This is a genomic window from Ectothiorhodospiraceae bacterium BW-2, from assembly GCA_008375315.1.
Lineage (GTDB): Bacteria > Pseudomonadota > Gammaproteobacteria > Thiohalomonadales > Thiohalomonadaceae > BW-2.
In genome coordinates this window covers 728,215-752,238 of sequence record CP032507.1, presented here as the reverse complement: position 1 = coordinate 752,238, position 24,024 = coordinate 728,215, and the positions used below count along the sequence as shown (strand labels likewise).

Below are 24,024 nucleotides of genomic sequence, written 5' to 3'. Positions count from 1 at the left end.
TTACTATATGGCTGTTGATGACTGATCAGGATGAGGGGGAGATTGCGGTGGAGAGTAGCCGCTTCGAACGGCTACAGCAGCTATTGCAGATCGGCTACTGGGAGCTGTCGTTGCCTGACTATCGGCTTGAGCTCTCATCGGGTCTGAGGACGCTACTACAGCTACCACTCGATAGTCGGCTAGATTACGATGCGCTGACCGAGCGCCTAGCTGGTAGTGGGGTGTCGATGTTAAGACGGTTAATTAACAGACTACTGCGTGATCCGAACTGCTCGATACAGGACTATCTGGGCGCTACGCGGCGACCCGATGGCGAGCAGCAGCTACTAGAGTGTCGCCTAGCCGTTGAGCGCTCTGTGAGGGGGGAGGCGCAGCGCCTCTACGGCGCGGTGAGCGATGTGACCGCTAGAGAGCAGGCACTAGAGAGCTATCAGCAGGATATGCTCAAGCTAACCCTAAAACTCGATAATCTGGTGCTACAACGCACGGCTGAACTACAGCAGGCGCTAGATCAGCTCCATCGCGCCTCACTGGTTAGGAGCCGTTTTTTGAGCTATATGTCGCACGAAATGCGCAGCCCGCTACACGGTATCCTCAGTTTTGCCTCTATGGGCGAACATCGTTACCGCCACCTCTCACCAGAACAGATCCGCGACTACTTCGGCCATATCCATAACAGCGGCCAGCGGATGTTAAGCTGGCTTAACGATCTGCTCGATCTGTCACGACTCGAATCGAATACCCTACAGCTTAATCTACAGCCCTACATGGTCGGCGATCTCATTGAGGAGCTATCGAGTTGTTATCGCAAACGCTTGGTAGAGCGCCACCAGAGGCTGCACATTGAGGCAGGGGGTGAGCTCTCGGTTCAGATCGACTGTCTGCGTATGCGCCATGCGTTGGAAATTATTTTTGACTATCTGCTATTTGAGAGTGATCCTGAGCTACCGTTGTTGATCTCGTGGCAGCCACAGGCGGAGCGGGCCGCCATTAGCTTTGAGTATGGGGGGGAGTCGAAGTCGCAGCAGGAGATTGAGCAGTTGTTAGCTGAAGATCCCTTTCGCCATCGCGAGTGGTCAGAGGATGCGCGCAGCCACTTCTATAAATTTCGCTTTAACTTAGCGGGGCGGATTATCTACGCTCATCGGGGTCAGCTCAATATTATCCCCCGCTCTGGCGGTAATCGCCTGCTGCTTGAGCTGCCGCTGACACGCATCAATGAGGGGCTCTCTTTTGTCTGAGGCTGAGTTTGAACGGCCACCGTTTGACCACTCTGCTCAGGTGAATGTCTCTCGTATGCCAGCTTGGATTCGACAACCCCTAGGTGCCGCACTCTATAGCGTGACCGCCAAAACACTCCATCGACAGCAGCTCCATACGGTGTGTGAGTCGGCTCGTTGCCCTAATCGGGGGGAGTGTTGGAGCGAGGGGAGCGCCACCTTTATGCTACTTGGCGATATCTGTACCCGTGCCTGCGGCTTTTGTGCGGTTAAAACGGGTCGACCGCTCGCGGTTGATCGCGACGAACCGCAGCGGGTTGCCGCTGCGGTTAAACAGATGGGGCTTAGCTATGTGGTGCTCACGTCGGTCAACCGCGATGAGCTAGCCGATGGCGGAGCGGCGATCTTTGCCGCGACGATGGCCGCCCTCTACGCACTCAATCCGGCTATCGGGCAGGAGCTATTAACCCCCGATTTTCGCCACTGCCAGGCTGAGGCGGTGGCGCTACTGCGCTCTGTGCTACCGGCGGGGAAACGGTGGGTTTGGGGACACAATATTGAAACCGTCCCCTCGCTCTATGCGACCGTGCGCAAGGGGAGTCGTTATCAGCGCTCGTTGGAGCTACTACAGCAGGCCGCCGCTCTTGATGGCGTGGCGGCTAAATCGGCACTCATGCTAGGGCTCGGCGAGAGCGACAGTGAGGTCGAACAGGTGCTGCGTGATCTGTACGAGGTAGGGGTGGAGCGTATAGCGATGGGGCAGTATCTGCGCCCGGGACGATGTCATCTACCGGTGAAACGCTATGTCACCCCGGTGGAGTTTCAGAGCTATGGCCAGATGGCGCGAGAGATAGGCTTTCCTTGGGTCCAATCAGCGCCGATGGTTCGTAGCTCCTATCATGCCGATCTATCAACATTACCACTAACGGAGTGAATGAAACGCTATGTCGCAACAGACCCCCCTTTACGCTATCCACTGCCAACAACAGGCGACCATGGTCGAGTTTGGAAGCTGGCAGATGCCGCTCCACTATGGTTCGCAACTCGATGAGCACCATGCGGTACGCCACCGCGCTGGCCTGTTCGATGTCTCGCACATGGGGATTGTCGATCTCAAAGGCCCTCGCTGCCGCGAGATGCTGCGCTATCTACTCGCTAACGATGTCGCTAAACTGGACGGTAACCACGGTAAGGCGCTCTATAGCTGTATGCTCAATCGGCAGGGGGGGGTGATCGATGATCTGATTGTGACGCTTATTGAACCTAGCTGGTATCGTCTGGTCATTAATGCCGCGACCTCTACCAAAGATCTACACTGGATTCGTGAGATAGCGGTCGATTTTGAGGTAGAGGTACTAGAGCGAGTTGAGCTAGCGATGGTGGCGGTACAGGGGCCGGCGGCGCGGCAGTTGGTGCATGGCGTTGATGCTGAACTAGCACAGCTCGGTGAGGGGTTAAAGCGGTTTCAGCTCGCGCTCGGTGAGCGCTATGCCCTATCGCGTACCGGCTACACTGGCGAAGAGGGGTACGAAATCGTTATCGATCAGGCGCAGGCGCAGACGCTATGGCAGCAGCTATGTGAGGCGGGTGCCACCCCCTGTGGTCTGGGGGCGCGGGATACCCTACGCCTAGAGGCGGGTATGAATCTCTACGGTCAAGATATGGATGAGACCACCTCACCCTGGATTAGCGGCTTGGGGTGGACGGTCGATTTAAAAGATCCAAGCCGACGCTTTTTTGGCCGTGAGGCGTTGGAGCAGGAGCAGGCCGCCGGCATTGAGTGGCGCTGGGTGGGACTGCTACTTCAGGGCAGAGGGGTGCTTCGTAGCCACCAGAGGGTGCGGACTGCGGCAGGGGAGGGGGAGATCACCAGCGGTAGCTTCTCACCGACCCTAAAACAGGGGATCGCCATGGCTAGAGTGCCGCTGGGAGAGGAGAGTGAGGGCGAGGTGATCATTCGGCAGCGCCCTTATAGGGCAACAATTGTCAAACTCCCCTTTGTGCGTGAGGGGCGAGTTCTGGTATAAGGACAGCTTTACAGTGAATAATGCAGGAGAGAGTAGATGAGCGCAATACCGGCTGACTTGAGATATGTTAAAACTCATGAGTGGCTGCGACAGGAGAGCGATGGCAGCGTCACCGTCGGTGTGACCGACCATGCCCAGCACCTGTTGGGGGATATGGTATTTGTCGAACTGCCCGAGGTCGATACCTCCCTCGATGCCGATGCAGAGTGTGCCGTGGTCGAGTCGGTCAAAGCCGCCTCTGATGTCTATGCCCCGATTGGGGGGAGGGTGGTTGAGATCAATGGCGCGGTGGTCGATAGCCCTGAGTTGATCAATCGCGATCCCTATGGCGCTGGCTGGCTATTTCGGTTGCAGCCTGAGAGCCGTGGCGCGGTTGACGACTGTCTCGATGCTGAACGCTACGCGGCGCTTGTGGCTGAAGAGGAGTAACCATGCCCTTTATCCCCCATACTGCGGACGATGTCGAGGCGATGCTGGCCCAAATTGGCGTCGGCTCGATGGCTGATCTCTTTGCTGAAATTCCCGCCTCGCTGCGCTGTCACGGTCTGGAGGGGGTGCCCGATGGTATGAATGAGCTGGAGGTCGGCCGGCTGATGGCCGCCCTCGCTAAACAGGATGGTGCCCCGAACTGCTTTATCGGTGCCGGTGCCTATGACCACCACATTCCTGCCGCAGTGTGGGAGTTGACGACTCGGGGAGAGTTCTACTCCGCCTACACCCCCTATCAGGCCGAAGCGAGTCAGGGGACGCTACAGCTAATCTATGAGTTTCAGACCATGATAGCGTCACTATGCGGCTTAGAGGTGAGCAACGCCTCACTCTATGATGGCGCGACCGCGCTAGCCGAAGCGCTATTAATGGCAGTGCGTTCGTTCCGAAAAGGGGGGCGCGATACGGTACTCATCCCAAAGAGCGTGAACCCTATCTATGCTCGGGTCGTAGAGACGATTGTTAACAATCAGGGCATTAAACTCCAGCGACTCGACTATGATCCCCAGCTAGGAACGACCGATCAGGAGCAGCTAGCGACGCTCGATACGGGGGCGGTGGCGGCGCTGGTGGTGCCGCAGCCGAACTTTTTTGGCCGTCTGGAGGCGGTGGATCAGCTAACCGATTGGGCGCATAGCCACCAGCTGCGGGTGGTTGGGGTGGTCAATCCGATCGCGATGGCGCTGCTAAAGCCGCCGGGTGAGTGGGGCAGTGAAGGAGCCGATATCGCCGTCGGTGAGGGGCAGCCGCTGGGGATTCCACTCTCCTCTGGCGGCCCCTATCTCGGCTTTATGGCCTGTAAAGAGAGTTTGGTGCGGCAGATGCCGGGGCGGATCGTTGGTCGTACGGTCGATAGGGAGGGCAAACCAGGCTTTAGTCTAACCCTGCAAGCGCGGGAGCAGCATATTCGCCGCTCTAAAGCGACCTCCAATATCTGTACCAATCAGGGGTTAATGGCGACTGCGGCCACGATCTATATGTCGGTCGTGGGCGCTGGAGGGCTGTCCCAAATCGCCCGTGCCTGCCATCAACATAGCCGCCTGCTAGCCGAGAGATTCGGTGCGATTGAGGGGGTAAGGGTTCGCTTTAAGGGGAGTTTTTTTCATGAGGTGGTGTTACAGCTAAACCAGCCGGTCGAGGAGGTGTTGCGGGCACTCGCGGCGCAAGATCTGTTAGGGGGCTTTGCGCTACAGCGCCTCTATCCTGAGTTGGAGAACTGTCTTTTGGTCTGTGCGACTGAAAAGTATGGCCTTGCCGACATTGAAGCCTTTGCCGACCACTTAGAGAGGATCTTAGCGCGGCGTAACCGGCCGGTTTGCACCCATTTAAAGCCGGCTGATCCATCAGCCTACGGGTTTGGAGAGTCGGGGAGAGAGTGAGAGATGTTAATTTTTGAACAGAGCCGCCCCGGGGCGGTCAATCGGGCGCAGTTACCGACTGTCGCCCCAGAGAGTTGTGACGATATTCCCGCCGAGCAGCGACGACAGAGTCCGCTAAAGCTCCCCCAAGTCTCGGAGCTACAGGCGGTGCGCCACTATACCCGCCTATCGCAGCGAAACTTTGCCATTGATACCCACTTCTACCCCTTAGGCTCTTGTACCATGAAGTACAATCCTAGGGGGGCCAATCAGCATGCGATGTTACCGGGGTTTACCGCCCGCCACCCCTACGCTCCGGTTAAGAGCCATAGCCAAGGGGTATTAGCTGCCCTCTATCACCTGCAGCAGCTTTTGCAGCAGATTACCGGTATGGCCGGCTGCTCGCTGACGCCGATGGCGGGTGCCCAAGGGGAGTTCGCCGGGGTAGCGATGATTCGCGCCTACCACGATTGCCGCCAAGATAGTGCCCGCACTGAGATTTTGGTTCCCGATGCTGCCCACGGCACCAATCCGGCGACGGCGGTGATGTGTGGCTACCAGGTAAGGGAGGTTCCGACCGATAGTCAGGGGGATGTCGATCTAGGGGCGCTCGAAGAGCTGCTCGGGCCGCAGACTGCCGGAATTATGTTGACCAACCCCTCCACGCTGGGGGTATTTGAGCGCAAAATCGAGCAAATTGCGGCGATGGTGCACCAAGTCGGCGGTCTGCTCTACTACGATGGCGCTAACTTTAACGCCATTTTAGGTAAGGTAAAACCGGGGGATATGGGCTTTGATGTGGTTCACCTTAATCTGCACAAGACCTTCTCCACCCCCCACGGAGGAGGGGGGCCGGGAGCTGGGCCGGTCGTGGTCGGGGAGCGGCTAAAGCCATTTCTGCCGCTACCGATGGTGGGCGAACGCTACGGGGAGTATCACTGGCTGGAGGAGACGGAGTGTCCACAGTCGATAGGTCGCCTATCGGGATTTATGGGCAATGTCGGTATTCTACTGCGGGCCTACAGCTACGCCCGCATGTTGGGGCGAGAGGGGATGATTCGGGTCGCCGAATATGCCACCCTCAATGCCAACTACTTGCACAGTCGGCTACAGCAGGCCGGTTTTGAGAGCGCCTATCCCGACAGATTCGCCACCCATGAGTTTATTATTACCCTAAAAAAGCTCGCCAAAGAGCAGCAGGTGAGCGCCATGGATGTGGCCAAGCGGCTGCTCGATTACGGCTTTCACGCCCCGACCACCTATTTCCCGCTGCTCGTGGCCGAATGTTTCTTAATTGAGCCGACTGAAACTGAGGATAGAGAGACGCTCGATCGCTTTGTCGCGGCGATGGTGGCGATTAAGGAGGAGGCGATAACCGAACCGGAGCGGCTGCGTACAGCACCCCACACGCTACCGGTGCAGCGGCTGGATGATGTTAAGGCGGCCAGAGAGCTCGATTTAGTCTGGCGAGGGTAGGGGGTAGGCTACGAGCGTGCAGTTGGCGTATAATGGCGTCGATTATGGTTTGGTTCAATTAGAGGAGTGGTAGCGATTACCCCAACAGAGACGCGCTGCGATTTTGTGCGCTGGTTTCGAGATTCAACCCCCTACATTAATGACTTTAGAGACCGCGTCTTTGTGATTAATTTTGGGGGAGAGCTCTTTAGCGAAGATCAATTTGGCCCCCTATTGCACGATATCGCCCTACTAAATAGCCTAGGCGTGCGTCTGGTGCTGGTGCATGGTGCCCGGCCACAAATTGATGACAAACTGAAGCGCTACCGGCTCACTATCGACTACAGCAATGGCCTGCGGATTACCACCGCCAAAGTATTACAGCTAGTTAAAGAGGCGGTAGGGACGATTCGAATCGAGATCGAGGCGCGTTTCTCCCAAGGTTTAGCCAACTCCCCCCTCGCAGGGGCGGCGATTCGGGTCGTGTCGGGCAACTTTGTCACCGCCCAGCCGCTGGGGATTCGGGATGGAGTGGACTACCAACATACCGGTGAGGTGCGCCGCATCAACCATACCGCTATCTTACGCCAGTTAGAGCAGGGCGATATCGTGCTGCTCTCACCGCTCGGCTACTCCCCTACCGGTGAGGCATTTAATTTAAGTGCCGAAGATGTGGCAACCGCCGCCGCCGTGGCGCTCAGAGCTGATAAGTTAATTAGCCTAATCGACACCCCAGGGCTACTGAATGGGCAGGGTGAGGTGGTACGACAGCTCTCGATTGAGGAGGCTGAGCAGTTTTTGCACCACCACCCACAACTAGAGCAGAGTAGCGCTAAGGCGCTCTTTAGTGCAATCTACGCCTGCCATCAGGGGGTACAGCGAACCCATCTCATTGATCGCCACCACAATGGGGCGCTACTGCTAGAGCTCTTTAGTCGTGATGGCATCGGGACGCTGATTAACAGCGATAACTATGAGACGATTGAGTCGGCCTCAATTGATGATATTGCCGGATTGCTGGAGCTGATTGAACCTTTAGAGGCGGAGGGGGTGCTAGTGCGGCGCTCACGCGAGCTGCTAGAGATGGAGATTAACCGCTTCATTTTGGTCAAACTCGACAGCGCCACCATCGGCTGCGCCGCCCTCTATCCGTTTGAGAGTGAGAAGATCGCCGAAATTGCCTGCTTTGCCATCCATCCTGACTACCGCAATGTCGGACGGGGGGATCGTCTGCTCAACTATCTACAGCAGATTGCGATCCATCTGGGGATCGAACGGCTGTTTGTGCTGACAACCCGTACCTCGCACTGGTTTTTAGAGCGCGGTTTTGAGGAGGGCAATCTGCGCCAGCTACCGCTAGAGCGGCAGCGGCTCTATAACTATCAGCGCTGTTCACGAGTCTATGTGAAGCGCTTGCAACAGGGGGCCACGCGCCGCTAATAACAACTTGACTGAGTTACTGCCCCAAATCGAGCAATTTGAGTCGTTAATCGTCACTCAACGCCCGCTGATTGATACCCGAACGGCGACCGAGTTTGCTCAAGGGACGATTCCAGGCAGCGTCAACCTGCCGTTAATGAGTCATGAGGAGCGGCACCAGATTGGGCTCTGCTATCGGCAACAGGGGCAAGCGGCGGCGATTGCACTCGGGGAGGCGCTAGTTAGCGGTGAGCTAAAGGCCGCGCGGGTAGCGGCATGGCAGCAGTTTGTGCTGCAAAACCCCACAGCGGTACTCTACTGCTGGCGCGGCGGTTTGCGCTCTAAAATAAGTCAGCAGTGGCTCTATGAGGGGTATGCCACGGTGGTTCCGAGGGTAACGGGGGGCTACAAGGCGCTGCGTGGCTATCTATTGCAGCAGTTAGCGCAGCTACCGCAGCAGCTACCACTGCTGGTGCTCGGTGGCCGTACCGGCTGTGGCAAGACACGCCTGCTGCAATCGCTGTCACAGCCGATGATCGATCTGGAGGGGTTGGCCAACCATCGCGGTTCGGCGTTTGGGCCGCGAGCGACACCGCAACCGACCCAAATCGATTTTGAAAATCGCTTAGCCGTGGCGCTGATTCGACATCACCATCAATGGCGGCTCAATGCAGCCTATGGCCCGATAGTCATAGAGGATGAGGGGCGTAATATCGGTAGTCGCCATCTGCAAGATAGTCTGATGAGCGCACTAAGAGAGGCACCGCTGGTAAGGTTAGAGGCCACGACCGCCGAGAGGGTGGCGCTCACATTTGATGAGTATATTGATCAGGCGCTGGCCGACTTTATCGCCCACGAAGGGGGGGATGAGGAGCGCGGTTTTAGGGCTTGGGCCGACTATCTGCGCCACAGTTTGGCCAAAATTAGCAAGCGCCTCGGCGATCTGCGCTACCGTCAGTTAAGCGAAGTGCTGGAGCGGGCGTTTACGGAGCAGCAGCGCGGGGATGCCTCGCTGCATCGGCACTGGATAGCGGCGCTGCTATCGGACTACTACGATCCGATGTATGACTACCAGATGTCGCGCCATGGAGATCGCACCTGTTTTTGTGGCGATAGAGCCGCAGTTAGCGAGTGGCTAGCTAGCGGGGGTGGTTTAGACCGATAGTTGTAGCAGCTGCCCGCGAATATCGGCTCTGGGCTGACTATAGCGGGCAAGCTGTTCGCTGATGCGAGGGGAGATATGAATCGCCTCACCGCTAGCGGCCTCGGGTGGGGTGGGGGAGTCTCTCTTCTCCTCTGGCTTCCCCTCTCCCTCCTGTTCACGATTAAAGCGCTGCCGCGCTAGCTCCATCTGCGCCTGCTGCGCCATCTGGGTTGCTTGCGCCGCGACCTTAATATCTTGGGGCGAGGGATCGGCGGGGGCGAGCGCTGCGGCGCGGATCTGGTCAGCCTTTTGTAGTGTCGCTTGCGGATCATCGGAGACTTTGGCGGTGTCGATACTCACCTCCCCGGCGACAGCGTAGCGCTGACCATCGGGGCCGCGTTGATACTCGAAGCTAGCACCGGAGACGGCAATGCCAGCGGCGGCGGCTAAGTGGGCCTGCTCATGGGCGCGTACCCGACTGTCACTCTCTTTGAGCTGCTGTAGCTGCTGCTGCTCCTCCTCTGAGAGCTCGGTTTCACTGCGATGGGTGGGGCTCTGTTCAATGGCGGCGCTGTTGCTGTTCGACTCTCTGGCCGAGCTGTCGGGGCGCTTATCGATTTCAGGTGGCGGTCGCAGACTGTAGCCACCCTCTGCGGAGATAGACGATAACATCACAATACCCTACCCTTGCTTGTATCCCCTAACTATAGTGGCTCAATGGGAGCGAGGCAAGTTGGATTTAGAAGTTATATTGAAACCCGATATGAAACTGCTCATCGAGGCGGGCCGTTTCGCGCTCTTTAATATCGATATCGACATAGCGGTAGCCGAGATAGACATCGGCCGGTGGGATAATACGGTAACCGAGCCTTAGCCCCGCTTCGGTCAGATTTTCGGCATCGCCAAAAGAGAGGATTTTAGGGGCGTAGAAGAGTGTGGTAGAGAGGTTGATCCGCGCCATCGGCGAGAGGGTGAGTTGACCGCCTATGGCGATACTCGCGAGGGTGTCGTTGCGGGTGGTCGCGCCGAAACTGCTATTGGCAGGGGGGATATCGACCACATAGGTATCGGAGAGGTAGAGCCGCGTCTCCAGCGAGACTTTAAGCGAGCCGGCTCGGCTCCAGTTCTCGCCGCGCACATTGACCCCTAAATGGGCCAATTTATTCGAGTCGTCATCATAGAGAAAGCCAAAATCGAGCCCTAACCCCTGAAAAGCGGGGATATTATCGACCGAGTAGCCAAAACGGGCGACCTTGTTGTTTACATTTAAATCGAAACTGTCGGCCAGTAGCGGCAGGGGTAGGGTTAGAGTTAGCAGCAGGAGTGTGGTTAGCAGTCGTCCGATTGCGATCATGATCAGAAATTCCTCTTGTCCGATTGGGTGTTAGTGGCGTAGCGCCCTATTATAGGGGATAATGGCGCTCGAAATATATCCAATTAGCGTCAATTTGTTTCGAATCACTATCTCAACTGTTTTATTTGCTAGAGTGTCTGTCTGTGTCAGCTGATAAAGTTCTTTCTGCCGTAGTCGATATCACCGAGTCGCGTAACCAAGAGGGGCTGGAGAAGAGCCTGGTGGCGGCCATTGGCGAGCAGGTTCGGATGCTGCGTCTGATCTTCTGCCGTATCTCCTCCATTAGTAGTGGTCAGCACCGTTTTCGTCAGCAGACGCTGATGCGGACGGTGGTACTGGAGAGGCGACATGAAGGGGGGGTCGTTATCGATACCCGTCACCATATCTTACCGGCGACCACGACTGAGGTGGCGGCGATTCAGAGCCGCCAGCCGGTAGAGGAGGTGGGGGAGGATGGGCTTCGCTCATGGGTGATTCCAATTGAGGTCGATGCCACTGTGGTCGGGCTGCTAAAGCTGGAGTGCTATCTGGCGATGAGTGACGAGGATAGCCGCTTTTTGCGGGGGGTGCTCTCGATCTACACCAATTTTCTCGCCATTGTGCGCGATAATGAGTACGACACCCTCACCGGGCTCTATAACCGCAAGACCTTTGATGAAAAGATCTCCCGCATCATCATGACCTACAATGAGCAGGAGCAGCCGCTGCTAGATAGTATTGAACAGGGCAAGCGCCACTATCCATTGGGAAATCACTGGCTAGCGGCGGTTGATATCGACCATTTTAAACGCATAAACGACACATTTGGCCATCTCTATGGCGATGAGGTGCTTATTTTAATGGCTAATTTAATGCGGGAATCGTTTCGGGAGGATGATCTGCTGTTTCGTTATGGGGGCGAGGAGTTTATTGTGGTGTTAACTCCCTGTGATAGAGCGAATGCTGAGTCGGTCTTTGAGCGCTTTCGGGCTAAAGTGGCCGACTACGACTTTCCCCAGGTCGGGCGCATTACGGTCAGTATCGGCTTTGTCGGTTTTGGCGATCACGACTACCCGAAAGATGTGGTCGAGCAGGCCGATCAGGCGCTCTACTACGCTAAAGAGCACGGTCGAAATCGGCTCTGCCACTACGAATCGCTGGTTGAGCAGGGGGAGCTGCATCACTACGACGCCTCCTCTGTCGATAGTGTGGAGCTGTTTTAACGCTTATGCCGCAGCTAAGTGTGACGCCTGTCCAAAATCCGGTAGCGGTTACGGTGGCGGAGCTGATTCGGCTGCGCTATCAGGCCTCGCTGTTAGGTAAAAAACCGCCGCTCTTTCTGGCACCGCGAGCCGGTCTCTATCACTCTAACCGCCGTGGTCGAGGCATGGAGTTTGCCGAGGTGCGCCCCTATATGCCCGGCGATGATGTGCGTACTATCGATTGGCGAGTGACCGCCCGCTCCTCCCGTCCCCATACGAAGCTGTTTCGCGAAGAGCTGGAGCGGCAGAGTCTGCTACTGGTCGATTTTCGGCAGACGATGCACTTTGCTACCACCGGCTCGTTTAAGTCGGTGCTCGCCTCCCGCTTAGCGGCGATGTTGGCGTGGCAGGCGCAGCAGGTCGGTGATCGCCTCGGCGGGGTGGTCTTTTCGGCACGACAACATCTGGAGGTGCGCCCCCGCCTTGGGCGAGTGGCCGTTTTAGCGCTGCTCTACCAGCTCGCTAACCACCCCGTCTGGCAACAGCTACCCCGCCCGGAACCGAAGGCGACGCTACCGTTTTGGCACCTTTTGGTACGGCTGCGCCGAGTCGCCTCGCCCGGTAGCCAAATTACCCTAATTAGCGACTTTATGCAGCTACAGCCGGAGTGCGAGCCCCATCTGCGCGAGCTATCGCGCCGCTGCGAGGTACGCTTTATCCACCTCTATGATCGCCTAGAGCAGGAGCTGCCCCCATCGGGCCACTATTCGCTGACCGATCAGCGACGGGTGGTATCGCTCTTTACCGGTTCAGAGCGGCTGCGTCAGCACCATCGGCAGCAGTTTCAACACCGTTGTGACTATCTGCAGCAGCTATCAGATCGCTACGACATCGCGCTACTGCGGGGCGATACCCGTAGCGATCCGTTGACCCTACTCAGTCAGAGCTGGTATCGCCGTTTGGGGGGGTATGGCCGACTTTAACGCGCTGTCACTACGAGATATCCATCTGCCAGAGGGGGCCTCTTGGTGGCCGCCCGCGCCGGCGTGGTGGCTGCTATTGGCGGGGATGATTATTGTCGTCACCGTGGCGGGGCTGCTCTGGCGCGGCTATCGACGCCGCCACTGGCAGCGAGTGGCGCTGCGGGAGCTACGGACGATCTGGCGCAGCTATCGTCACCATCAAGATGGCGTGGTGCTGCTACGGGCGCTCTCCCGTTTTTGTCGTCGGCTGATGGTGTTGCGCTACGGCTATAGCGCGGTGACTAGCCGAAGTGGCGAGGCGTGGCTACAGAGTCTCGATCGGGCGCTAGGGAGTGACGATTTTAGTCAGGGGGCGGGGCGGATTTTGGCCTATGGCCCCTTTCGTACCGAGGTGAGCTATTCTGCGCCTAAACTCTACCGTCTAGTCGAACGCCTGACCTGCAAGGTAGTGGGGGCGGGGGTGGAGCCTAAGGTAGTTACTAAAGGGCGGCTGTGACCATGACTCTGTTTGAGCTAGAGTGGGCTTGGCCTTGGATGGCGATAGTATCGCTACTGCCGCTACTGATCTATGGGTGGCTCCCCCCCGTGCGAACAGAGGCGAGTGTGGCGCTAAGAGTCCCCTTTTTGGGCCAAATGGCGGTGGTCGAGCAGTCGCAGCAGCTATGGGTGGGGCGTAGTGACTATTGGCGTCGTGGTGTGGCGCTGTGTGGCTGGCTGGCGCTGGTTATCGCGGCGATGCGACCGCAGTGGCTAGGGGAGGCGCAGCAGTACCCCGCTACCGGACGCGATCTACTGCTAGCTATCGATCTCTCTGGCAGTATGGAGGTGGAGGATTTTCAATTGAGTGGCCGTATGATCGATCGCCTAAGTGCCACGAAAGGGGTGGCAGGGGAGTTTATCGAGCGCCGCTATGGGGATAGGGTTGGGCTGATTCTGTTCGGTTCGCGCCCCTATGTGCAGGCACCGCTGACTTTTGACCGCCAGACGGTGGTGACGCTGCTCGATGAGGCGGTGATCGGCATGGCCGGAGATCAGACCGCTATTGGGGATGCGATTGGATTGGCGATTAAACGGCTAGAGGCCTCTCGACAGGCGGGTAAGCCGGTGATTCCGGTACTGATTCTAATGACCGATGGGGCCAATACCGCCGGTGTGGTCTCGCCGCTGCAAGCGGCGACTGTGGCTGCGGAGAAGGGGTTGACTATCTATACCATCGGCATCGGTGCGGACAGACTTCAGGTGCGAACCCTATTCGGCACCCAGACGATCAATCCATCGCGTGATCTGGATGAAAAGACGCTGCGCCGCATTGCCGAACTGACGGGGGGGCGCTACTTTCGTGCTCGCGACAGTGGCGAGTTGGAGCAGATCTATCAGCTATTAGATGAACTGGAGCCGGTAGCGCGAGACGCGTTTAACTTTCGTCCACGACGAGAGCTCTTCTACTGGCCGCTGGCGTTAGCGCTGCTGCTGTTAGGGGTGGCAACGCTGCTGCGGCACCGTTTCAGTCGCGAGGTGGCGCTATGATGCCGGAGTGGCTGGAGTCGCTGCACTTTTTGCGCCCCTACTGGTTGTTGGGGTTGGTCGTGCTATTGGGTCTCAATCTGTTCTGGCGGCGCTTTGGTCGCGAATCTCTGGGGTGGCAACGCTACTGCGATGCCGAGCTGCTACCTCATCTACTACAGAGTCTGCCGACAACCAATGGTCAGTCACTCCGTTGGCTCGTGAACGCGATTGCGATTATTGCGCTTATCGCGCTCGCGGGGCCGGCGTGGCAGAAGCAGCCGCAGCCGCTGCTGCAAGATCAGTCGGCGCTGGTGTTAATTCTCGATCTGTCGCAGTCGATGCGGGCGACCGATGTGAAACCGAGTCGGCTACAGCGGGCGCGACTTAAGTTAATCGATATCCTAAATAGCCATGCCGATGGGCAAAATGGGTTGATTGTGGTCGCTGCCGAGCCGTTTGTGGTGACCCCGTTAACTACCGATGTGGCGACGATTAAAGCGCTGTTGCACAGCCTCGATACCACCACTGTGCCGCTACAGGGGAGCCACCCCTACCGAGCCCTACCTGTCGCACAGCAGCTTTTAGAGCAGACCGCCATTCGCCACGGGCGGGTGATTCTGTTAACCGATGGTCTAAACGGCCCTTGTGGTGACGCGTGTCTAGCGGCGGCGCGGGCACTCAATCGGGCCGGCTATTCGCTAGGGATTATTGCCATCGGTAGCCGCGAAGGGGCACCGATTCCGCTACCTGAAGGGGGCTATTTTAAAGATAGTCGCGGTGACATTGTATTAGGGCGGCTCGACTGGCGACCTTTACAGCAGTTAGCGAGTGCCGCAGGGGGCCGCGCTGTCTCGTTAGCGGTGGATGAGAGCGACTATCTGCCGATGCTCAATACTCTGCGCCTGCATGGAGGGGGGGATACCGTGGCGCAGGGCGAGCAGCCGCTTGAGGCGTGGCAAGATGAGGGGGTATGGTTACTGCCGTTGCTGCTGCCGTTGGTCGCGCTACTGTTTCGCCGTGGTCTCTGGATGGTGCTCATGGTGCCGCTGCTTTGGGCGTCGCTGCCGCCGCCAGTGAGTGCGCTAGAGCTACCACACTGGCTCTATAACCGTAATCAGCAGGGGGTGAAGCGACTCCAGCAGGGAGAGGTAGCGGCCGCCGCTGAGTTGTTTACCGATCCTGCTTGGCAGGGGGTAGCTCGCTATCGCCAAGGCGATTTTAGTGGCAGCCTTAACGCTTGGCGTGAGGATAACTCGCCGATGGGGCTCTATAATCGGGCCACCGCTTTGGCGCAGTCGGGAGAGATTGAGGCGGCGATTCAGCACTATCAGCAGCTACTACAACAGGTGCCAGATCACGAAGATGGGCGCTATAATCTGGAACGACTACAGCAGCTACAAGAGTCGCGCTCCTCCCCCTCCGACGACGATTCAGACTCGCCAGCGGATGGAGAGAAGGGCGAGAAGGGCGAGAAGGGCGAGAAGGGCGAGAAGGGCGAGAAGGGCGAGAAGGGCGAGAAGGGCGAGAGTAGCGAGGGCGCTGATGCTCAGGGAGAGGGGGGGGTGACCGAAACCCAAACCCAAACCCAACTCTCATCGGAGAGCTATCAAGGCGATGGCGATGGCGATCAAGCCGTTAGCGCCGAGCAGGGGGAGGGGGATGAGAGTGGCAGAGGGGAGGCGCCGCTCGATGGCGATGCGAACAGTGAGGCTCAGGAGGAGGGTGATCGAGTGAGTGCTCTGGCGGATGAGGAGGGGGAGGCGGCGGTGACCGAAGGGAGGGAGGTGGTCGAGGATGCCGCTGCAATGCCGCAAAATCAGTGGCTGCGGCAGATCCCCGATGATCCAGGGGCGCTGCTACAGCGAAAATTTGGTTATCAGGCCAATCGGCGCTATCGTCAGCTACCTAATGAGCCGCAACCGTGGTAGAGATGGATAGAGAGATAGAGGTCATAGAGGGGGTAGTGCAGTGTCTTTACTCTGGCAGATAGGCTTGATCTTGGTGATCTGGTTTAAAACGGTGTCGGCGCTGGCCTCGACGATTGAGGTGTCGGTTGATCGGGAGGCGCTGCGCCTAAATGAGTCGTTTACCCTCTCTTTTACCAGTCGTGGCGAGCCCGATGGCGAGCCCGATTTCACTCCGTTACAGCGCGACTTTTCGATCTTATCGCGCAATAGCGCCATGTCGGCGCAGTGGGTCAATGGACGCCAGAGCGAGAGCTACACTTGGAGTTTAACCCTAATGGCCAACCGCAGTGGCAAGTTGACGATTCCGCCTATCAGTTTTGGGCGCGATAATAGTCCGGCTAAAGTGATCGATATCGGGGAGGGGGTCGCCGATAGCGAGGCGCAACAGGGGGAGCTGCTGCTAGAGGTCGAGAGTGATCGCGATACCCTCTATCCCGGGGAGCAGGTGGTTGTGACGCTAAAATTGTTGCGTACTATCAACATTAGCAATGGTACCCTAACTCGGCCGGAGTTTGCCCAAGGGGAGGCGGAGGTAGTCCCTTTAGGGGAGGATCGCCGCTATGAGGTGCGCCGTGGCGAGCAGCGCTATGCGGTGATTGAGCAGCGCTACGCTCTGTTTCCTAAGCAGGAGGGGGTGTTAGAGCTGAAACCGTTTCGGTTTGAGGGGATGGTGGCTGCCGGTTCGAGACTAGGATTGCAGCTCTTTAACCAGAAGATGCAGGTGAGGCGTATCCTCTCTGAGCCGCTGCGGCTGGAGGTTAAAGCGCAACCGGAGCTCTCTTCGACTTCGGTCTGGTTACCGGCTCGTCGCCTCAGCTTTAGCGATAACTGGGGGGAGGTGCCGAGGACGCTTCGTGTGGGGGAGCCGCTAACCCGTACCGTGGTGCTGGAGGCGGAGGGGGTGACGCTAAACCAGCTGCCCGATATTACCCTAAGCCACCCCGAGCAGGTGAAGGTCTATCCCGATCGGCCCGAGTTTGAGCAGCAGATCGGAGATGAGGGGGTGATCTCGCGCCGTATCGGTCGCATCGCCTATATTCCGTTACAGGCGGGGGAGCTAATCTTTCCGGCACAGGTGATCCACTGGTGGAATAGCCAGAGCGGGCAGTTAGAGCAGGCCACTATGCCGTCACGCAGACTACAGGTGTTACCGGCGCTCGCTTCGCAGTCGCTAACCCAGGCGGCGAACGATTCGGCGGGTATCGAGGGTGGCGGTGGGGGGGAGAGCGCGGCGGCGATGGGTACCGGAGGGGCGGTGCCGAGCAGCCTCTGGGCAGAGCTATTGAGTCATGGGGGAGTGCTGTGGCTGGCGCTCTGGTTAGTGACGCTGCTGCTCTGGTTGCTACACTACCGCTACTACCGCCACGCTCCTAGGACTAGATGGCTAGAGGGTATCGCTCTGCGACGGCAGATTCGGCGACGACTCGTTAGTGGCGATCCGGCGCAGGCGGAGCGCGGACTTCTGTTGTGGGGACGACTCTGCTCACCCGATAGGCCGCCTCGCTCTCTAGGGGAGATGGCGCTACGAGCCTCCGACTCGGTCGCGGAGGAGATTGTCCGTTTAACCGCGCTACGCTACTATCAGCGGGGGGAGGCGTGGAGCGCTAAGCGGGGCGAGCTGCTATGGCGACAGCTACAGCAGCGGCCACAGCTCGCCCCCTCTCCCGTTTCGCCGCAACTGCCGCTCTACCCCCCTTGCCGTCCGCAGTGACTAGAGATTAAATCCGTCCACCAATCGTTTTAATTGGTTGGAGAGCTGAATTAGCTCCACAGTGGCGGTCTCTAACTCCTGTTTATTGCTGTCGCTGGTGTCGGCGACTGAGCGGAGGCGGTTAACGATGGCGTTCACCTCGTCGATAATCGTGTTCTGGTAGTGGTTAGCTTCGCCAATCTCCTGGTTGACCAGTCGAATATGCTCGACGGCTGAGGCGATCTCCTCTAGGGATAGGCGGGTATTTTCGGCTTCGGTGACGGTACTTTTTGCTTGGCCGCTATTGTTGGACATCACCTCAACCGCCTCATTGGAGGCGCTTTGGAGGCGGTTAATCATGCTCTGAATTTCGGTGGTCGAGTCCTGAGTGCGGCTAGCGAGGGTACGCACCTCATCGGCAACCACGGCAAAGCCGCGCCCCTGCTCGCCGGCGCGAGCCGCCTCGATGGCGGCGTTGAGTGCGAGTAGGTTGGTCTGCTCGGCGATCCCCTCAATGGTTGTCACCACTGTGCCGATTTGGAGCGACACCTGCTCTAGTTCATTAATGACCGCTGTGGCCTGCTCCACTTCGGTGACGAGCGAGTTGATCGCTGAGGTGGTGCGATTCACCTGCTGCTGACCGCTGTGGGCGGAGCTGCTAGCCCGTTTTGTCTGTGAGAGTGCCTGCTCAACCTTGCTAGAGACGATACTAGAGGAGTCGAGCATCTGCTCCATGGCGTGCACCATCTGCTGTACCCCCTGTTGCTGATGACCTATCGCCCCCTGAATATGGTCGGTAATTTGGTGCATCCCTCCGGTGGCGGTATCGAGGCGGCTGACACCCGCTGAGACTTCGATAATGGTGGCGGCAATTTTTTGCAAAAAGCGGTTAAAGGCCTCGCCTAGTCGTGCGAGTTCGTCTCTGCCGCTGTCGTTAAGGCGCATCTGTAGATCCGCTTCGCCGGAGGCGATCTCCTCCATAGCGGCAACCGCCCGACCGATTTTGCTAGAGATGCTGTAGTTGAGCCACCAGCCGATAAGGCCAAATAGCACCATCCCCCCCCCCATAAACAGAATCACTGTCCAGGCGGTGGAGATTACCTTCGCTACCATGGTGCTATTTGCCTGATTCATCTGCCGCTCCATCTGCTCCACTAGCTGATTGAGCTGCTGTTCGGTCTCAAAGGTCAGGGGGCCGACCTCGGTTTTTAACAGATAGACATCGCGATAGGCTTTGTCGCTGCGCTGAATCTGTAGTACTTCAAACATATCGGTAAAGTAGCTGCCGGAGATCTCCAGCACCTTTTCAAACCCGAGCTGCTGTTCAAATGTCATCTCATCGAACTGGCCATCTAGCTGTTCTAGGAGCCGTTGTACCTCCTGCACATAGGAGGAGGTATTGGCTAAAAAGGCCTCACTACGAAGACCGATATAGCCACGCAGGGCGCTGACCGCTTGAATAATATAGTAGCGTAGCTGCTGTATCTCGGCGTAGAGCTCTAGTTCGCTACCACTCGCCCCCTCTTCGGGCGGCAGCAGCACCATATCGGTCAGGGCTTGGGTCAGAGGGAGTAGCTGTGGGTTGAGTTTGGCATTCATCAGCTCCAGCGCCGCCATATTGACCGACATATGGGTACCGTAGCGAATGAGTTGCGCCTTGTAGCTAGCGAGACGCTGGATATTGGCGTCGATGGCCTCAACCTGCTCACGCAGCGCACGATCGGCGCTAACGATCTGATGCTGTTTTAGCTGGCTAGAGGCAGCTAGTAGTCGCTCTAGGTTCTGGCTGTAGATCTGCTGGTGGCTGTCGATACCGCTTTTGAGAAAGTAGTTGAGCGCCGAAGAGGTTTTATGCAACTTGATCTCCAGCGCCATCGCCTCCTGCATTAGCGGTTGAATCGTGTTGACGACATGGGACATCTGCTGCTGAATCGAAGTCGATGCCCGCCAAGAGATAGCAGAAACAATGAGCAACAGCAGCAGTATGAGCCCAAAAAAGCCCCACAGGCGCTGTTTAATGGTGAGATTATTCAAAACGACCCTCCTCAATCTTTAAATTGGTGCCATTATAGGCCAAACACTTGGTAATCGTAACGCTTCAATGTAAGGATAGGGAGAGCTATGTCATCAATCGCCTTTGCCATCGATAGGCCGCTGCTAGTCAATCTATTGCTACTGCTAGTAGGGGTGGCGGGTCTTATGGCGTGGCAGAAGTTGCCGCAGGAGATGTTTCCGACCACAGAGCAGCCCCGGGTGCAGATTACCACCCTCTTCGCTGGTGCCTCACCGGAGGAGGTAGAGCGGCAGATTACGATACCACTTGAGAGCGCCTTTAATGGGCAGAGCGATATAGAGAGTCTCACCTCAATAAGCAGTGAGGGGTTATCGCGGCTGACGCTAGAGTTGACATCGGAGAGTGATATTGACGAGTTTGTGCGCGATGCTGAGGCTATCCTCTCCCGTCTCGACGATCTCCCTGCTGCGGCCGAACTACCCCGGTTACAGCGCCAGCAGACCCGCTTTCCGGTGATTAGCGTGGCACTCTATGGTGGGGTGGCTCGTCACACTCTATTCGAGTACGCCGAGTGGGTCGAGCAGCAGTTAGCGCAACTACCTGATGTGGCGGCTGTGGAGGCATCGGGGTTACGACAGAACGAAATTTGGCTCGAAGCCGACCCCTATCAATTGGCTCAATTTGGCATCTCTTTAACCGAGATTAAACAGGCGGTGGTAGCTGCGGTGGCCGATCTGCCGGGGGGGCGCATCGAATCGCGCGAGGGCGACATTCTGCTGCGCGGGCTAGGAACCGGTGCCGATATTGAGGCGATTGGCGCGATTGCGGTGCGACATGGCGAGGAGGGGCGCTATCTGCGGCTGGATCAGCTACTCAAATTGTCACTCCGACAGGAGCAGGCGACAACACTAGGGCGATATAACGGCTACCCTTCGGTCAATTTAACGCTTACTAAAACCGAATCGGGATCAACGATTGAGGTGGCCGCTGCGGTCTATCGAACCCTACAGCAGCTACGGCAGCAGCTACCTTTGACGATTCAGGTGGGTACCTTTAGTGATCTATCGGTCTATGTTAAAAACCGTCTCGATACCGTTAAGGCTTCGGGGGTCGTGGGGCTGGTGTTAGTGCTGCTATCGCTGTGGCTGTTTCTCAATGGCCAAGTGGCGTTGGTGACGGCGGTGGGGATTCCAATCGCCTTTTTAGTGGCGATTTTGCTGCTGTGGCTGAGCGGTTTTAGCATCAATATGGTATCGCTGTTCGCCTTTTTGATTGCGCTAGGCTTGGTCGTCGATGATGCCATTATTGTGACGGAAAATATTTATCGTCACCTAGAGTCGGGGCTTGATCACCGCACTGCGGCAGTGGTAGGGGCGACGGAGCTCTTCTGGCCGGTGATGGCCTCAGCGGCAACCACGATTGCCGCCTTTTTGCCGATGCTAACGGTGTCGGGAACGATGGGAGCCTTTATTGCAGTGATTCCGGCGGTGGTTATCTTTGCGCTATTAGGATCGCTGTGGGAGTCGTTTTGGGTCTTACCCTCCCACGCTAAGGAGTGGATTCGCTCGGTGCCTAATCGAAGCGGCCAAGAGCGGCGCTGGTTGATGCGGCGCTATTTGGCGCTGTTAAAGTGGGGGTTATTAAACCGTTATCTGGTGTTGGTTACGACTATCGCACTGCTGCTGTTAGCGCTGCTGTTTGCCGCTACTCGGCTGCCGTTTCAGCTCTTTGGTACCGTCTCGACTGGGCAGTTTTTTGTCAATATCGAAGCGCCGCTTAACTACAGTTTAAGCGATTCGGAGCGGTTAGCGGCTAAGATTGAGCAGCAGATTATGGCTGAACTGGATCAGAGTGAGCTGGCGAGTCTATTGACCAATGTCGGGGTGACCTTCGTCGGCTTTAATACGATGCAGTTCGGTTCGAATCAGATCCAGATCATTATCGATCTTAAGCCGCAGCGGGCGGAGGGGGTGGTTGAGCGCTGGATAGCTCCGCTGCTCAATCTACAGTGGCAGCCGCCGACGGGGGAGCGTGTGCGCACGGCTGAGGAGGTTATCGGCGCGATTCGACAGCGACTACAGCCACTGAGCGCTATTGAGTCGTTGGCGGTGGTCAGAACCTCCAGTGGCCCGGCCGGAGCCGATATCGAGATCGGACTCAGCGGTAGTGGTGATCTCCCCCTACAGCCGCTCGCTAATGAGCTGCGCGACTATATCGCTACTCTCGTTGGTACCTCGGATGTGAGCCATAACCTGCGTCAGGGTAAGCAGGAGCTCACCTATCGGTTAAATGAGCGCGGGCGGCAGTTAGGATTGACCCAGCAGCAGCTAGCCTCAATGGTGCGGGCGGCGTTTCAGGGCGAGGAGGTGGTGCGGGTTAACCATCAAGGGGAGCGGATAGCGCTACGACTGCTCTACGCCGAAACCTATCGCCAACAGTTCGATGCCCTCGCGCGACTCCCTTTGACGCTAGCCGATGGCAGGGTGCTCTTTTTGGGAGATGTCGCTACTGTGGTCGCGACTCGGGGCTTGAGTGATATTACTCGACGCAATGCAACGCGAATGGTGACCCTAACGGCGGAGGTCGATAGCGAGGTGGCGACGCCGCTTCAGGTGACCGAACAGATTGAGCGCTATGTCGAGACGCTACAGCAACGACATCCCGATCTCAAGGTCGAGTGGTTGGGCGAGAAGCGGGCAGCGGGGGAGTCGATGCGTGATATGGGGCTGGCGCTACTGATTGCGCTGCTGCTGATATTTGTGATTTTGACGGCGCTGTTTAACTCGCTGCTCGATTCGCTGGTGGTGATGGTGGCGATCCCCTTTGGCATGATTGGGGTGGTGATGGGCCACTGGCTGCTCGATCTAAACTTACAGTTTCTGTCGATGATAGGCTTTTTGGCGTTAGCCGGTATTGTGGTTAACGACTCGCTAATCTTGATCGATTTTGTGAACCGCTACCGTCGTGAAGGCCACCCTCGGTTTGAGGCGCTGCTTGAGGCGGGGCGGATCAGAGCTAGGCCGATTATTCTCACCTCAATGACCACCTTTTTAGGCGTGTCGCCTTTGATCTTCTTTGCCACCGATCAGACCGCCTTTTTAACCCCGATGGCGGTTAGCCTTGGGTTTGGTCTGCTGGTGTCAACTGTGCTGATTCTGTTTACCCTGCCGTGCCTCTATCTGATTGGGGATGATCTGCGCCTTCAATGTAACCGTGAAGGGCTGAGATTTAAGAGGAGGAGAGTTGTTTAACTATCTGCTCTAGCTCTTGATAGTGCTGACTGTCATGGCGGGTGCGTTTTTGGGCTAGACGCGCTAAATCGGCGGCCGATTTGCCGGTGTTGTTGCGTAGCTGCCGATTGGCACCGCTCTCTAGTAGCAGGGTGACACACTGAACATGGCCATTAAAGGCAGCGGCCATTAACGGTGACCAGTTATCGTTATCGAGTTTATCGATAGAGGCACCCTGTTGGAGCAGGGTTGCGATAACGGCGCTATGGCCGCTTGATGCGGCGATATGGAGCGGGGTGGCACCACTCTCATCTGTGGCGTGAAGATCGGCCTGCCGCAGTAGTAGCGCCTCGACATAGGCAGGATCCTCTTTGTCTGCCGCCATCATTAAGGGCGTGGTGCCGTTACTGCTCTCGATATGAGTATCGGCACCGGCCATGAGTAGCATCTGCATAATATGGAACTGGCTACTCTCAATGGCGACCATAAGCGAGGTTTTGCCATCGCGATCTGAGGTATTAATGTTAGCTCCATAGCCGATTAACATCGCTAAAACATCTTCAAATCCCGCCTGTACAGCATACATAAACGCATCCTTGCCCTTGCGAGTTTTGGTGTGGGGGTTCGCACCGTGCTCTAGTAGCAGTGAGGTTAGCTCGACATCGCCCTGTTCGGCGGCGGCAATTAGCGGGGTAAAGCCGTCGCTGGTTTTAACATCGGCGCGAGCGCCATACTCTAGTAGTAGCTGTGCCATGGCGATGTTGTCATGTTCTGCCGCAAAGACTAGCGCAAAGGTGCCATATTGGCTCTCGGCATTAGGATCAGCACCGCTTTCGAGCAGCTGTTTTGCTTGGCTAAGGTCGTCAGCCGCTACCGCTTCGAGCAGCGCCTGATCTTGGGGAGCGGCAGCAGCAGCGCTTAGCGTAAACAGGAGCAGTAGCAGAGAGGTAAGGGGGCGTGAGAGAGAGAGGGTCATGTCAGAAAGCT

Annotated in this window: 19 protein-coding genes; 15 read left to right on the top strand and 4 right to left on the bottom strand. The window is 57.3% G+C overall.

Features of this window, described 5'->3' with window-relative positions:
• Positions 1-17 precede the first annotated feature (17 nt).
• From D5085_03450 to mnmH, 8 genes are all read left to right on the top strand, one after another.
• A complete protein-coding gene (locus tag D5085_03450; protein QEP42272.1) occupies positions 18-1,241 on the top strand; it encodes a sensor histidine kinase in 1,224 nt (407 codons plus the stop codon).
• A complete protein-coding gene (gene lipA, locus D5085_03445; protein ID QEP42271.1) occupies positions 1,219-2,154 on the top strand; it encodes a lipoyl synthase in 936 nt (311 codons plus the stop codon). The genes D5085_03450 and lipA overlap by 23 nt, the downstream gene beginning before the upstream one ends.
• A 10-nt stretch (positions 2,155-2,164) precedes the next feature.
• The gene (gene gcvT / locus D5085_03440; GenBank protein QEP42270.1) at positions 2,165-3,247 is read left to right on the top strand and encodes a glycine cleavage system aminomethyltransferase GcvT; all 1,083 of its coding nucleotides are present in this window, start codon (positions 2,165-2,167) and stop codon (positions 3,245-3,247) included.
• 36 nt (positions 3,248-3,283) lie between these two features.
• On the top strand, positions 3,284-3,676 hold the full coding sequence (gene gcvH, locus D5085_03435) for a glycine cleavage system protein GcvH (GenBank protein QEP42269.1): 393 nt from the start codon (positions 3,284-3,286) through the stop codon (positions 3,674-3,676).
• Between the two features lie 2 nt (positions 3,677-3,678).
• Complete coding sequence (locus tag D5085_03430) at positions 3,679-5,115, top strand: aminomethyl-transferring glycine dehydrogenase subunit GcvPA (protein QEP42268.1); 1,437 nt, start codon at positions 3,679-3,681, stop codon at positions 5,113-5,115.
• 3 nt (positions 5,116-5,118) lie between these two features.
• On the top strand, positions 5,119-6,570 hold the full coding sequence (locus D5085_03425) for a glycine dehydrogenase subunit 2 (protein ID QEP42267.1): 1,452 nt from the start codon (positions 5,119-5,121) through the stop codon (positions 6,568-6,570).
• 75 nt (positions 6,571-6,645) lie between these two features.
• Positions 6,646-7,989, top strand: coding sequence for an amino-acid N-acetyltransferase (locus D5085_03420; GenBank protein ID QEP45038.1), 1,344 nt, complete (start codon positions 6,646-6,648; stop codon positions 7,987-7,989).
• A 19-nt stretch (positions 7,990-8,008) separates the two neighbouring features.
• Positions 8,009-9,133, top strand: a complete 1,125-nt coding sequence (mnmH, locus tag D5085_03415) for a tRNA 2-selenouridine(34) synthase MnmH (protein QEP45037.1) — start codon at positions 8,009-8,011, stop codon at positions 9,131-9,133.
• Here the strand turns inward: mnmH and D5085_03410 are convergent.
• A complete protein-coding gene (locus D5085_03410; protein QEP42266.1) occupies positions 9,122-9,784 on the bottom strand; it encodes a hypothetical protein in 663 nt (220 codons plus the stop codon). The genes mnmH and D5085_03410 overlap by 12 nt on opposite strands.
• Before the next feature lie 67 nt (positions 9,785-9,851).
• A complete protein-coding gene (locus tag D5085_03405) occupies positions 9,852-10,466 on the bottom strand; it encodes a hypothetical protein (protein ID QEP42265.1) in 615 nt (204 codons plus the stop codon).
• Between the two features lie 143 nt (positions 10,467-10,609).
• Between D5085_03405 and D5085_03400 the strand changes: the two genes are divergently transcribed.
• From D5085_03400 to D5085_03375, 6 genes are read left to right on the top strand one after another with little or no spacing between them, the layout of a single operon-like run.
• Complete coding sequence (locus tag D5085_03400; protein ID QEP42264.1) at positions 10,610-11,668, top strand: GGDEF domain-containing protein; 1,059 nt, start codon at positions 10,610-10,612, stop codon at positions 11,666-11,668.
• Between the two features lie 5 nt (positions 11,669-11,673).
• The gene (locus D5085_03395; GenBank protein QEP42263.1) at positions 11,674-12,630 is read left to right on the top strand and encodes a DUF58 domain-containing protein; all 957 of its coding nucleotides are present in this window, start codon (positions 11,674-11,676) and stop codon (positions 12,628-12,630) included.
• On the top strand, positions 12,617-13,126 hold the full coding sequence (locus D5085_03390; GenBank protein QEP42262.1) for a DUF4381 domain-containing protein: 510 nt from the start codon (positions 12,617-12,619) through the stop codon (positions 13,124-13,126). Before D5085_03395 ends, D5085_03390 begins: the two co-directional genes overlap by 14 nt.
• 38 nt (positions 13,127-13,164) lie before the next feature.
• Positions 13,165-14,157 (top strand): VWA domain-containing protein, encoded by a 993-nt coding sequence (locus tag D5085_03385; protein QEP45036.1) that lies wholly within the window; start codon positions 13,165-13,167, stop codon positions 14,155-14,157.
• A complete protein-coding gene (locus D5085_03380; GenBank protein QEP42261.1) occupies positions 14,154-16,064 on the top strand; it encodes a VWA domain-containing protein in 1,911 nt (636 codons plus the stop codon). Before D5085_03385 ends, D5085_03380 begins: the two co-directional genes overlap by 4 nt.
• A gap of 40 nt (positions 16,065-16,104) precedes the next feature.
• On the top strand, positions 16,105-17,814 hold the full coding sequence (locus tag D5085_03375; GenBank protein ID QEP42260.1) for a protein BatD: 1,710 nt from the start codon (positions 16,105-16,107) through the stop codon (positions 17,812-17,814).
• Here the strand turns inward: D5085_03375 and D5085_03370 are convergent, their stop codons facing one another.
• Complete coding sequence (locus D5085_03370) at positions 17,815-19,842, bottom strand: methyl-accepting chemotaxis protein (protein QEP42259.1); 2,028 nt, start codon at positions 19,840-19,842, stop codon at positions 17,815-17,817.
• A gap of 72 nt (positions 19,843-19,914) precedes the next feature.
• On the opposite strand from D5085_03370, the gene D5085_03365 reads away from it, so the two are divergent.
• A complete protein-coding gene (locus D5085_03365) occupies positions 19,915-23,058 on the top strand; it encodes an efflux RND transporter permease subunit (GenBank protein ID QEP42258.1) in 3,144 nt (1,047 codons plus the stop codon).
• Here the strand turns inward: D5085_03365 and D5085_03360 are convergent.
• Entirely contained in the window at positions 23,036-24,013 is a 978-nt protein-coding gene (locus D5085_03360) for an ankyrin repeat domain-containing protein (GenBank protein QEP42257.1), read from the bottom strand. The two genes, D5085_03365 and D5085_03360, sit on opposite strands and share 23 nt — an antisense overlap.
• Positions 24,014-24,024: the final 11 nt, after the last annotated feature.

Excerpts from the sequence above, each read along its gene's own strand:
- D5085_03450 (QEP42272.1), top strand. The coding sequence starts at position 18 with ATGACTGATCAGGATGAGGGGGAGATTGCGGTGGAGAGTAGCCGCTTC.
- lipA (QEP42271.1), top strand. The coding sequence starts at position 1,219 with ATGAGGGGCTCTCTTTTGTCTGAGGCTGAGTTTGAACGGCCACCGTTT.
- gcvT (QEP42270.1), top strand. The coding sequence starts at position 2,165 with ATGTCGCAACAGACCCCCCTTTACGCTATCCACTGCCAACAACAGGCG.
- gcvH (QEP42269.1), top strand. The coding sequence starts at position 3,284 with ATGAGCGCAATACCGGCTGACTTGAGATATGTTAAAACTCATGAGTGG.
- D5085_03430 (QEP42268.1), top strand. The coding sequence starts at position 3,679 with ATGCCCTTTATCCCCCATACTGCGGACGATGTCGAGGCGATGCTGGCC.
- D5085_03425 (QEP42267.1), top strand. The coding sequence starts at position 5,119 with ATGTTAATTTTTGAACAGAGCCGCCCCGGGGCGGTCAATCGGGCGCAG.
- D5085_03410 (QEP42266.1), bottom strand. The coding sequence starts at position 9,784 with ATGTTATCGTCTATCTCCGCAGAGGGTGGCTACAGTCTGCGACCGCCA.
- D5085_03405 (QEP42265.1), bottom strand. The coding sequence starts at position 10,466 with ATGATCGCAATCGGACGACTGCTAACCACACTCCTGCTGCTAACTCTA.
- D5085_03395 (QEP42263.1), top strand. The coding sequence starts at position 11,674 with ATGCCGCAGCTAAGTGTGACGCCTGTCCAAAATCCGGTAGCGGTTACG.
- D5085_03390 (QEP42262.1), top strand. The coding sequence starts at position 12,617 with ATGGCCGACTTTAACGCGCTGTCACTACGAGATATCCATCTGCCAGAG.
- D5085_03385 (QEP45036.1), top strand. The coding sequence starts at position 13,165 with ATGGCGATAGTATCGCTACTGCCGCTACTGATCTATGGGTGGCTCCCC.
- D5085_03380 (QEP42261.1), top strand. The coding sequence starts at position 14,154 with ATGATGCCGGAGTGGCTGGAGTCGCTGCACTTTTTGCGCCCCTACTGG.
- D5085_03365 (QEP42258.1), top strand. The coding sequence starts at position 19,915 with ATGTCATCAATCGCCTTTGCCATCGATAGGCCGCTGCTAGTCAATCTA.
- D5085_03360 (QEP42257.1), bottom strand. The coding sequence starts at position 24,013 with ATGACCCTCTCTCTCTCACGCCCCCTTACCTCTCTGCTACTGCTCCTG.